The sequence below is a fragment of the Oscillibacter sp. genome (assembly GCF_028693505.1).
Lineage (GTDB): Bacteria > Bacillota > Clostridia > Oscillospirales > Oscillospiraceae > Oscillibacter.
On sequence record NZ_JAQUVF010000012.1, the window covers coordinates 1 to 10924 of the forward strand.

The window sequence follows — 10924 nt, forward strand, 5'->3', positions numbered from 1 at the left end:
CATACCACGGTTCTTTCAGATTGAGGGAACCAGCTATCATGTCTGTGAATCCATTTACCATTTACAATCACCTGTACCAGTATAGCACAGACCTTTTCATCAACAAACTTTGGAGTTGAGCCAAAAAATTGGACCGCTTTGTCAAGCGGTCCATGGAAATACGGAAGCAGGCCAAAAAAGGCGCTCCGAACAGCCATTGATAGCGCTTCACAAGCTACTTGTGACAGTCCGACAAATCTTCTCTGTCGGCCCAGCAGCGAAGGGACAGGCACTCCCCCGCAACTTCGGCGATCTTCCCTTTCCCGTCCGACGGCTGCCTGGCCTTGTCGGAGCGCTACTGATGAACACCGCGCCTCTATCTCTCAGCGATTCAATTTTTCGTATCCTATCACTCCCGCCGCACTCTGTCAACGGTTTTCCAAAAATCTTTGCGCTTTTTGTTTGAATTCTCAAAAAGTCTCTGTTCTTCTGCACGAAAACTGTGGTATAGTATCATGCAATGCTATTTGAACAGGAGGTTTTTCATGCAAGCTGTGGAACTTGCCGTTCTGGACTGGATACAGGCGCATCTGCGCTGCGAATTGCTGGATACCGTGATGGTCTTTCTCAGCTGGACCTGCAACCACGGGGAGCTGTGGATCGCGCTGGCGCTGATTCTTGTGGTCATGCGCCGCCAGCGCCGCTGCGGCACGGCTGTGGGGTGGGCGCTGGTGGTAAATCTGATTGGCTGCAATCTCATTTTAAAACCGCTTTTTGGCCGCATCCGGCCCTTCGCCTTCCAGCCCGGGCTGGAGCTGCTGATCCCGCCGCCGCTGGACCCCTCCTTCCCCTCGGGGCACACCTCGGCCTCCTTTGCCGCCGCATTTGCCCTGAAAACCGCCGGAAGTCCCCTGTGGAAGCCCGCCATGGCGGTGGCCGTGGCGATGGCCTTTTCCCGGCTGTATCTTTACGTCCACTGGCCCAGCGACGTGCTGGGCGGCGCACTGCTGGGGGCTGCCGCGGGCTGGGCGGGCGCCCGGTTTGCGGGCTATCTGGACGCTCGGTGGCACAGCCAAAGCAAAAACACCCCGGAGACCTGAGGTCTCCGGGGTGTTTCCCTTATTCCGTGGGGCTGGCCACAAGGAACAGCGCCTCGTTGCCGCCCTCTTCCTCCGGGAAGGCACCGTACATGGAAAAGTTGTACAGCAGCCGCTCGGCGGAATAGACGCCGTAGCCGTCCTGATTGTGGTCGGTGGTGTCGTAGGGGTCCGCCACCAGAAATACGTCGTCCTGCTCCGTCTCCGTGCCCATGGTGTCATAGCCCACGATGACCTGCCAGTGCCCGCCCCAGTCGTTCCAGCAGATCATGACGGGCTTGCCCTCCGCCAGCCATCCTTGGATGTCCTCCATCCAGATGCCGTCTGGCCGGTCATGGGTCGAGATCATATCGAAACCGCCTACGCCGTCAAAGATGTCCATGGCCTGATTGAGGGTGGTGCCGGGATAGTCCGCAAGGTCTGTGGCGCTCAGCGAATGCCGCAGCGCCGCGAGGCTCTCCTCGCTCCAATCGCCAAGCTTGCCGTACCACTCCAGCACCATCAATGCCGCGGTCACGCCGCAGGCCCACTCGCTGGTCTGCTGCTGGGTTTTGAACCTGCTGAGCACCGTGAGCGTGTCCGTGGACTCCAGATGGTAGACGTCGGGATGGGCGAAGTAGGGGGAATTTTCATGGTCTCCCGCCCGCTCCACAGAGTCCGCGCCGTCCTCCGGGGACAGATCCGTCGCGTAGGGAATTTTCATTTCGTCGCTGAAATTTTCAGCTTTTTGGGGACTCTCGGCGTTTTGAGCCGGCGTGTCATTGGCGCAGCCGGACAAAAGTCCGATCACCAGAGAAGCGGTGAGCGCCAGCGTGACTGTTTTTTTCATTGTCGATCTCCTTTTCGGGGCGTTGCCCCGTCCGATTTCACACGGGATTCCCGTGTGTTGCGTGTCATTATACAGGACGCTCCCCCGCTGCACAATGCACAAATTCATAGAAAAAAAGTCGGGTCAACCACCCGGCTTTTTCCTTTTTCTCCAGTTTTTTACCGGCGCAAATACGCGGCGATGGCTGCGGAAAAAAACGCCGCCGCGTCCATACCGCCGCGCCCCTTTCACCGGCTGTTTTATCATATGACGAAACAGGCCTGGTTTCCTCCCCATGCAAACCGAGCTGGTCTCAAAGGGCGACGCCTACCGTGCGCAGGATCGTCTCCACCTGATGGGCCGTGTCGTCGGACCCGTCCCGGCTGGCCACGATCAAATCCGCGTGCTGTGCATACAGCGATTCCCGCTGGCGGTAGATCTCCCGAATCGTCATCCCCGGCGCCGCGGCGATGCCCCGGTCCGTCAAATCCTCCGGCATCCGGTCCGAGATGCGGGAGAGCGGCGTTTCCAGCCACACCACCACGCCGTCCTCCCGCAGGTGGGCCATGGCCTCCTCCGAGAGGACCATGCTGCCGCCGGTGGCCACCACTGTATTTTCGCACGCCAGCTCCGCGCCGATTTTCCCCTCAATTTTCAAAAAGGCATCAAGGCCGTCGGTCCGCAGAATCTCCGGCAGCGTTTTGCCGGTCTTTTCAACGATCAGATCGTCCACATCCACAAACGCAGCCTGCAAGCGGGCGGCCAATGCGCGGCCCACCACGCTTTTGCCGGTACCCGGCATTCCGATTAGAATGATATTTTTCATAAAGCGCTTCCCATCCGTTTTCCAAATTTCCGGGCCGGTGCCCGGGCGCGGGCAGAGGCGCTGCGCCCCGTCCCGCCGCAGGAGACTTGTCTTTTTTAGGCAACGCCGCACAAAGAGCGCCTTGCGGCTTTCTCTGTACGGTGTCGCCCTTATTATATCAGCAGGCGGACAATTGTCCACGGTCAAATTACACGAAAAAGGCCGCTGCAAGGTCTGTTCCTCCGCACTCTACAAGGCCGGTCTAAAATGATTGTCGCAAACTGTCAGATTTGCCTATTGCGGGCGCGGGGCAAATTCGTTACAATAGGTATGACCTTTGTAAGGTAGTATCTATTTCCCCATTTCGTAATCAATGAGGTGAATGGAATGAACACGCAGCCAACCCAATCCAAAACCATCCGGGCCAATCTGCTTACCGCCATGAAATGCGGGGAGTACGCCCATTGCGGACGCCTTCCCCGGGAAAACATTCTGGCCGAGAAGCTCGGCATCAGCCGCACGCAGCTGCGGGATATCCTGGCCTCTCTGGAACGGGAGGGCTTCATCACCCGGCGTCACGGCGTCGGCACCATTATCAACCGTCATGTGCTGAGCATCCAGACCCGCATGGACATCGAGGTGGAATTTCTGGACATGATCCGCCAGAGCGGCCATGCCCCCGCCGTGGCCTCCGTCCGGGTCTCCGAGGGCATTGCGGATCAAAAAATCGCCGCGCAGCTGCACATGGAAGTGGGAGACCCGGTGATCCGGGTGGCCCGACTGTGCACCGCGGACGGGCGGCCCGCTATCTACTGCGAGGATGTGGTGGACAAGGCGCTGGTGAAGGGGATCTACACCATCCGGGATCTGAAGCTGCCCATTTTCCATTTTCTCCAGCAGTTTTGCGGCGTGTCCCCCTATCTGGACCTGACGGACCTGCGCCCTGCGGTGGCAGACGCGGCGCTGGCGGAAATTTTTCAGGTCCCCATGGGCTCCCCCCTGCTGAACATGGAGGAAGTGGACTTCGACATTGACGGCAAACCGGTATTTTGCTCCACGGAATACTTCGCCGACGGCATTTTCCACCACACCGTCATGCGGAAAAAGCTGTGATTTTTGGAAAGAATAAAAGGAGAGACACCATGAAAAAAGTAGCGGTCATTATGGGCAGCGATTCCGACTGGCCCGTGGTCAAGGGCGCCTGTGCCCAGCTGGATGCCTTTGAGATTCCCTATGAAGCCCACATCTTAAGCGCCCACCGCACCCCCACCGCCGCCGCAGACTTTGCAAAAGGCGCCCGGGCAAACGGCTTTGGCGTGCTGATCTGCGCCGCCGGCATGGCGGCCCATCTGGCCGGTGCTTTCGCCGGAAACTGCACCCTTCCCGTCATCGGCATCCCCATGAAGGGCGGTGTGATGGACGGACTGGACGCCCTGCTTGCCACCGTCCAGATGCCCAGCGGCATTCCCGTGGCCACCGTGGCTGTGGGCGGCGCGAAAAATGCCGCCGTACTGGCCGCCCAGATTCTGGCGGTGAGTGACGACGCCCTCGCCGCCCGGCTGGACGAAGCCCGCGCAGAGATGGCCCGCCAGATTGCAAGTAAGGAAGCCAAGCTGCAAGCGGAGCTGGGCCGGTAATCCCCCGCTTTTTCTTCTCCGTCGTCCTTTTCGGCGGAAATTCGATTGAAACGGTCAGGAGTCACAATCATGGGCGGTTTTTTTGGAGCGATTTCAAAGCAGGACTGCGTACTCGATATCTTTTTCGGCGTGGACTACCACTCCCATCTGGGGACCCGACGGGGCGGCATGGCGATCTATGACCCCGTAGACGGGTTTCAGCGCCAGATCCACAACATTGAAAACACCCCCTTCCGCACGAAGTTCGAGGGGGACCTTGCGGAATTTCACGGCCGCAGCGGCATCGGCTGCATCAGCGACACGGACCCTCAGCCCCTGCTGGTGCGGTCCCATCTGGGATTGTACGCCATCACCACGGTGGGCATCGTCAACAATGCCGAGGCGCTGGTGGAGACCTACTTCTCCGACCACGGCCACCAGTTCATGGCCATGAGCAGCGGCAAGGTCAACTCCTCGGAGCTGATCGCCGCCCTCATCAACCAAAAGGACTCCCTGCTGGAGGGCATCCGCCACGCACAGGAGGTCATTAGCGGCTCCGCCACCATTCTGCTTTTGACGGAGGACGGCATTCTTGCCGCCCGGGACAAGCTGGGCCGGCTGCCGGTGCTGATCGGTCAGCGTGAGGATGGGTGCTGCGTCTCCTTTGAATCCTTCGCCTATCAAAAGCTGGGCTATCAGACCGCCTACGAGCTGGGCCCCCGGGAGATCGTCAAGGTCACGGCGGAGGGTGTGGAGTCTCTCTCCCCCGCCGGAGAGAAAATGCGCATCTGCGCCTTTTTGTGGACCTATTACGGCTACCCCAACTCCAACTACGAGGGCGTGAATGTGGAGGTCATGCGCTACCGCAACGGCGAGATCATGGCCCGGGACGAGGTCGCCCAGGGGCGGCTGCCCAAGGTGGACTATGTGGCGGGCGTCCCGGACTCGGGACTGCCCCACGCCATCGGCTTTGCCAACCGCAGCGGCAAGCCCTTCGCCCGCCCCTTCGTCAAATACACCCCCACCTGGCCCCGGTCCTTCATGCCCTCCACGCAGGACGTGCGCAATCAGGTGGCTAAAATGAAACAGATCCCCGTGCCCGAGCTGATTGAAGGCAAAAAGCTGCTGTTCGTGGACGATTCCATCGTCCGGGGCACCCAGCTGCGGGAAACGGTGGAATTCCTTTATGAAAGCGGCGCGGCGGAGGTCCACATGCGCTCTGCCTGCCCCCCCATCATGTACGGGTGCAAATACCTGAACTTCTCCCGCAGCAATTCCGACATGGAGCTGCTGGCGAGAAAGACCGTGCAGGATCTGGAGGGCGACGAGGGCGAAAACCATCTGGACGAGTACGCGGACGCCTCCACGGAGCGGGGCCAGTGCCTTTTGAAAACCATTTGCAAGGAGATGGGCTTCGACTCGCTGGGCTATCAGTCCATCGACGGACTGCTGGAGGCCATCGGCATCGACAAGGACACCATCTGCACCTATTGCTGGACCGGCAAGGAATAACGTCGCCGGGACCATACTTTTAAGATCAACACTCTATTTTTTAACAGGAGGATACGATTATGCAGAAGCTGGAGCAGGTTTACGAGGGCAAAGCCAAGAAGGTATTTCAAACAGACGATCCCGAGCTGTACATTGTGGACTACAAGGACGACGCCACGGCATTCAACGGTCTCAAAAAGGGCACCATCGTCGGTAAGGGCGTCATCAACAATCAGATGACCAACCGCCTGATGGCAAAGATGGAGAAGGCGGGCATCCCCACCCACTTCGTCAAGGAGCTTTCCCAGCGGGAGACGCTGGTGAAAAAGGTTTCCATCGTGCCGCTGGAGGTCATCATCCGCAACATCTCCGCCGGTTCCTTCGCCAAGCGCTACGGCGTGGAGGAGGGCATCGTGTTCGACGCGCCCACCATTGAATTCTCCTACAAGAACGACGATCTGGGCGACCCCCTGCTCAACACCTATCACGCCCTGGCGCTGAAGCTGGCTACCCGTGAAGAGGTCGAGACCATTGAGAAGTACGCCTTTGCCGTCAACGAGGTCCTCAAGGCCTTCTGGGCGGAGTGCGGCGTGACGCTGGTGGACTTTAAGCTGGAATTCGGCAAGCTCTCCGACGGCACCATCGTCCTCGCTGACGAGATCAGCCCCGACACCTGCCGCCTGTGGGACTCCAAGACCCACGAAAAGCTGGACAAGGACCGTTTCCGCCGGGACCTCGGCGGGGTAGAGGACGCGTATGCTGAAATCATGAATCGGCTACTAAGCCACGATGCGGACTAACAGAACTCTCCCGGCGGACCGTCTCAACGGAGAGGCGGCCCCCGCCGGAATCAAGCATCGCCACCTTCATGAGGAGTGCGGCGTCTTTGGCGTCTACTCCGAAACCCCCGCGGACGTCGCCTCCCTCGCCTACTATGGGCTTTACGCCTTGCAGCACCGGGGGCAGGAGAGCGCGGGCATCGTCGTGAACGACGACGGCCTTTTCACCTCCTACCGGGATGTGGGCCTTGTAAGCGAAGTCTTTCCGCCCCAGCGCCTTGCGTCCCTCGGCACCGGCAACATCGCCGTGGGCCACGTGCGCTACGGCACCACGGGCTCGGACAACAAGCGCAACGTCCAGCCCATTCTGGTCAACCACTACAAAGGCCGCATGGCGCTGGCCCACAACGGCAATCTCACCAACTCCCACGAGCTGCGCTCCGAGCTGGAGAGTCAGGGTTCCATTTTCCACACCACCACGGATTCCGAGGTCATCGCCTACATCATCGTGCAGGAGCGGCTGCGCGCTTCCTCCATTGAGGAGGCCGTCGCCGCCGCCATGGACCGGATCGTGGGCGCTTACTCTCTCGTCATCTCCTCCCCCAGCAAGCTCATCGCCGTCCGGGACCCCAACGGCTTTCGGCCCCTTTGCATGGGCCGGCTGAAGGACGGCTCCGTGGTGTTCGCCTCCGAATCCTCCGCGCTGGACGCCGTGGGCGCCCGGTTTGAGCGGGACATTCTGCCCGGCGAGATCGTGGTGGCGGACCGCACCGGCGTCAAATCCGACAAGCGCCGCTGCGGCAAGGCCCCCAAGAAGCTGTGCGTCTTTGAGTTCATCTATTTCGCCCGGCCGGACTCCGTCATCGACGGGTCCAGCGTCCACACCGCCCGCCAGCGTGCCGGCGCGTTTCTCGCGCTGGAGCATCCCGTGCAGGCGGACATCGTGGTGGGCGTACCGGACTCCGGGCTGGACGCCGCGTTGGGCTATTCCCGGCAATCCGGCATTCCCTACGGCATGGGATTCATCAAAAACAAGTACATCGGGCGGACCTTTATCTCCCCCACCCAGACCATGCGGGAAAACGAGGTGGGCATCAAGCTCAACCCCGTCCGCTCCGTGGTGGAGGGCAAGCGGGTCGTGCTCATCGACGACTCCATCGTCCGGGGCACCACCTGCCGCCGCACCATCGATCTTTTGCGCAAAGCGGGCGCCCGGGAGATTCACATGCGGGTCTCCGCGCCGCCCTTTGTGGCCCCCTGCTACTACGGCACCGATATCGACGACCCCACAAAACTCATCGCCAACAACCACTCCGTGGAGGAGATCGCCCAAATCATCGGCGTGGACTCTCTGGGCTATCTGAGCCTTTCCGACGTGGTGAAGCTGGCGGACAATACCGAGAGCGGCTTTTGCACCGCGTGCTTTGGCGGCGGATACCCCACCTCCATTCCCCAAAGCGGCGGCAAGGACCGTTTCGAGTGTAAAATCAGTGAAAGGGAGAAACACGAAGATGCGTAGTTTTTCTGACAGCTATCGCGCCGCCGGCGTCAACATTGAGGCCGGATACGAGGGCGTTCAACTTATGAAGGGACACGTGGCGCGCACCATGATCCCCGGCGTTGTCTCCGACCTTGGCGGCTTCGGCGGCCTGTTCGCCCCCAATCTTTCCGGCATGCGCGAGCCGGTGCTGGTCTCCGGCACCGACGGCGTGGGCACCAAAATTCGCATCGCCATGCTCATGGACAAGCACGACACCGTGGGCATCGACTGCGTGGCCATGTGCGTCAACGACATCATCTGCTGCGGCGCCAAGCCCCTTTTCTTTCTGGATTACATTGCCATCGGCAAAAACGAGCCGGAAAAAGTCGCCACGCTGGTCTCCGGCGTGGCGGAGGGCTGCGTACAGGCGGGCTGCGCCCTCATTGGCGGCGAGACCGCCGAGCATCCCGGCATGATGCCCGCCGACGACTACGACCTTGCGGGCTTCTCCGTGGGCATCGTGGACAAGCCCAAGATCATTGACCACTCCGCCATGAAGCGGGGCGACGTGGTGCTGGCCCTGCCCTCCAGCGGCATCCATTCCAACGGCTATTCGCTGGTGCGCAAGGTGTTCAACGTGGAGCACGCCAACTTGAACCTCTACTCTGAGGAGCTGGGCGAGACGCTGGGCGAGGCCCTGCTTCGGCCCACCTGCATTTACGTGAAGCCCGTCCTCGCCTGCATGGAAGCTGCCGCCGTCAGGGGCGTCAGCCACATCACCGGCGGCGGCTTCTTTGAAAACATTCCCCGGTGCCTGCCCGACGGCCTCTCCGCCAAAATTGAGAAGGCCGCTCTCCGGACGCCCCCCATCTTCTCCATGCTCCAGAGCATGGGCGGCATTCCCGAGCACGACATGTTCAACACCTACAACATGGGCGTGGGCATGACCGTCATCACCGCCAAGGAGGATGCTGACCGGGCGCTTGCCGCCCTGCGGAAGGAAGGCTGCGACGCTTACGTCATCGGCGAGATCGTAGAGGGCGGCGAACGGGTGACTTTATGCTAAAGCGCGCCCGCATCGCCGTGTTCGTCTCCGGCGGCGGCACGAATTTAGAGGCTTTGCTGCAAGCGCAGGAGCGGGGCGATATTCCCCACGGGGAGATCGTTCTCGTCTGTGCCAGCAACGAAACCGCCTACGCCCTGACCCGGGCCGCGGACCACGGCGTGCCCGGCGTCGCCATTCCCAAAAAGCTGCTGACGCAGGAGGCCTTTGAAAAGACGCTTTCCTTGAAGCTGGCGGAATACCGGGTGGACCTCATCGTGCTGGCCGGATTCCTCTCCATCTTGTCCGAGGCCTTTGTCCGCCAGTGGCCCGAGCGCATCGTGAACGTCCACCCCTCCCTGATCCCCGCCTTTTGCGGCAAGGGGTATTACGGGCTGAAGGTCCACGAATCGGCGCTTGCCCGGGGCGTGAAGCTCACCGGCGCCACCGTCCATCTCGTGAACGAAATTCCCGACGGCGGCCGCATTCTGGCGCAAAAAGCGGTGGATATTCTTCCCGACGACACGGCGGAGACCTTGCAGCGCCGGGTGATGGAGCAGGCGGAATGGGTCCTGCTCCCCCAAGCCACAGAATTGCTGTGCAAACAAATTACAGAAAGCTGAGGGACGCTTCCATGAACGAACTGGAATTGAAATACGGCTGCAACCCCAACCAGAAACCCTCCCGCATCTTCCTGCGCTCTGGCGGGGATTTGCCCATCACCGTGCGCAACGGTAAGCCCGGCTACATCAATTTTCTGGACGCCTTCAACTCCTGGCAGCTGGTCAAGGAGCTGAAAGCCGCCACGGGCCTTCCCGCCGCCGCCTCCTTCAAGCACGTCTCCCCCGCCGGCGCCGCCGTGGGCCTTCCCCTGAGCGACACCGACCGGAAGATCTATTTTGTGGACGGCGACGCGCCGCTCTCCCCCATTGCCTGCGCCTATATCCGCGCCAGAGGTGCCGACCGCCTGTGCTCTTACGGCGACTGGGCGGCCCTTTCCGACGTGTGCGACGCGGACACCGCGAACTACCTCAAGTACGAGGTGTCCGACGGCGTCATCGCCCCCGGCTATACCGACGAGGCGCTGGAGATTCTGAAAACCAAGAAAAAGGGCGGCTACAACGTGGTGGAGATCGACCCGAACTACGTGCCCGAGGCGCAGGAATACAAGGACGTGTTCGGCATCACCTTCCAGCAGGGCCGGAACAACTTCAAAATCGACGCCGACCTTCTGAATAACCTTGTTACCAAAAATAAGGACCTGCCTCAGTCCGCCAAAATCGACATGATCATCTCCCTCATCACCTTGAAGTACACCCAGTCCAACTCCGTGTGCTATGTAAAGGGCGGGCAGGCCATCGGCGTGGGCGCGGGCCAGCAAAGCCGCATCCACTGCACCCGCCTTGCCGGGCAGAAGGCCGACAACTGGTATCTGCGCCAGCACCCGAAGGTACTGGGTCTTTCCTTTGTGGACGGCATCCGCCGCCCCGACCGGGACAACGCCATCGACATCTACACCTCCGACGAGTACGAGGACATTCTTGCCGACGGCGTGTGGCAGCAGACCTTTACAGTAAAGCCGGAAGCGCTGACCGCCGAGGAGAAAAAAGCATGGATCGCCACCCAGTCCGGCGTGACGGTGGGCAGCGACGCCTTCTTCCCCTTCGGCGACAATGTGGAGCGCGCCCGCAAGTCCGGTGTGGCATACATCGCCGAGCCCGGCGGCAGCATCCGGGACGACCATGTCATCGCCACCGCCGACAAATACGGCATGGTGATGGCCTTCACCGGCATGCGTCTATTCCATCATTAAAGACTAGGGGGGCA

At 60.7% G+C, this 10924-nt stretch carries 12 protein-coding genes and 1 riboswitch; of the genes, 9 read left to right on the forward strand and 3 right to left on the reverse strand.

Features of this window, described 5'->3' with window-relative positions:
* The coding region (locus tag PHI30_RS05165; RefSeq protein ID WP_300024823.1) for a hypothetical protein at window positions 1-197 on the reverse strand (197 nt) is incomplete at its 3' end.
* Window positions 193-366: riboswitch (Lysine riboswitch) on the reverse strand. It overlaps the preceding gene by 5 nt.
* Before the next feature lie 158 nt (window positions 367-524).
* Between PHI30_RS05165 and PHI30_RS05170 the strand changes: the two genes are divergently transcribed.
* On the forward strand, window positions 525-1079 hold the full coding sequence (locus PHI30_RS05170; RefSeq protein WP_300024826.1) for a phosphatase PAP2 family protein: 555 nt from the start codon (window positions 525-527) through the stop codon (window positions 1077-1079).
* A gap of 19 nt (window positions 1080-1098) precedes the next feature.
* On the opposite strand, the gene PHI30_RS05175 is transcribed toward PHI30_RS05170, so the two are convergent.
* Together PHI30_RS05175 and PHI30_RS05180 are read right to left on the reverse strand one after the other, a co-directional pair.
* Window positions 1099-1905 carry a C39 family peptidase gene (locus tag PHI30_RS05175; RefSeq protein WP_300024829.1) on the reverse strand — a complete coding sequence of 269 codons (807 nt, stop codon included), beginning with the start codon at window positions 1903-1905 and terminating at the stop codon, window positions 1099-1101.
* Between the two features lie 292 nt (window positions 1906-2197).
* Window positions 2198-2710 (reverse strand): shikimate kinase, encoded by a 513-nt coding sequence (locus PHI30_RS05180; protein ID WP_300024831.1) that lies wholly within the window; start codon window positions 2708-2710, stop codon window positions 2198-2200.
* A 366-nt stretch (window positions 2711-3076) separates the two neighbouring features.
* On the opposite strand from PHI30_RS05180, the gene PHI30_RS05185 reads away from it, so the two are divergent.
* The 8 genes from PHI30_RS05185 (at window position 3077) to PHI30_RS05220 (ending at window position 10910) form a co-directional block, all read left to right on the forward strand.
* On the forward strand, window positions 3077-3802 hold the full coding sequence (locus PHI30_RS05185; RefSeq protein ID WP_300024834.1) for a GntR family transcriptional regulator: 726 nt from the start codon (window positions 3077-3079) through the stop codon (window positions 3800-3802).
* A gap of 29 nt (window positions 3803-3831) precedes the next feature.
* Window positions 3832-4326, forward strand: a complete 495-nt coding sequence (gene purE, locus PHI30_RS05190) for a 5-(carboxyamino)imidazole ribonucleotide mutase (RefSeq protein WP_300024837.1) — start codon at window positions 3832-3834, stop codon at window positions 4324-4326.
* 69 nt (window positions 4327-4395) lie between these two features.
* Window positions 4396-5817: an amidophosphoribosyltransferase gene (locus PHI30_RS05195; protein ID WP_300024840.1), complete on the forward strand. Its 1422-nt coding sequence runs from the start codon at window positions 4396-4398 to the stop codon at window positions 5815-5817.
* Window positions 5818-5876: 59 nt separating this feature from the next.
* On the forward strand, window positions 5877-6596 hold the full coding sequence (gene purC / locus PHI30_RS05200; protein WP_300024843.1) for a phosphoribosylaminoimidazolesuccinocarboxamide synthase: 720 nt from the start codon (window positions 5877-5879) through the stop codon (window positions 6594-6596).
* Entirely contained in the window at window positions 6586-8094 is a 1509-nt protein-coding gene (purF, locus tag PHI30_RS05205) for an amidophosphoribosyltransferase (protein ID WP_300024846.1), read from the forward strand. Before purC ends, purF begins: the two co-directional genes overlap by 11 nt.
* Entirely contained in the window at window positions 8087-9121 is a 1035-nt protein-coding gene (gene purM, locus PHI30_RS05210; RefSeq protein ID WP_300024849.1) for a phosphoribosylformylglycinamidine cyclo-ligase, read from the forward strand. The genes purF and purM overlap by 8 nt, the downstream gene beginning before the upstream one ends.
* The gene (purN, locus tag PHI30_RS05215) at window positions 9115-9720 is read left to right on the forward strand and encodes a phosphoribosylglycinamide formyltransferase (RefSeq protein WP_300024850.1); all 606 of its coding nucleotides are present in this window, start codon (window positions 9115-9117) and stop codon (window positions 9718-9720) included. The genes purM and purN overlap by 7 nt, the downstream gene beginning before the upstream one ends.
* 11 nt (window positions 9721-9731) lie before the next feature.
* Window positions 9732-10910: a phosphoribosylaminoimidazolecarboxamide formyltransferase gene (locus PHI30_RS05220; RefSeq protein WP_300024853.1), complete on the forward strand. Its 1179-nt coding sequence runs from the start codon at window positions 9732-9734 to the stop codon at window positions 10908-10910.
* Window positions 10911-10924: the final 14 nt, after the last annotated feature.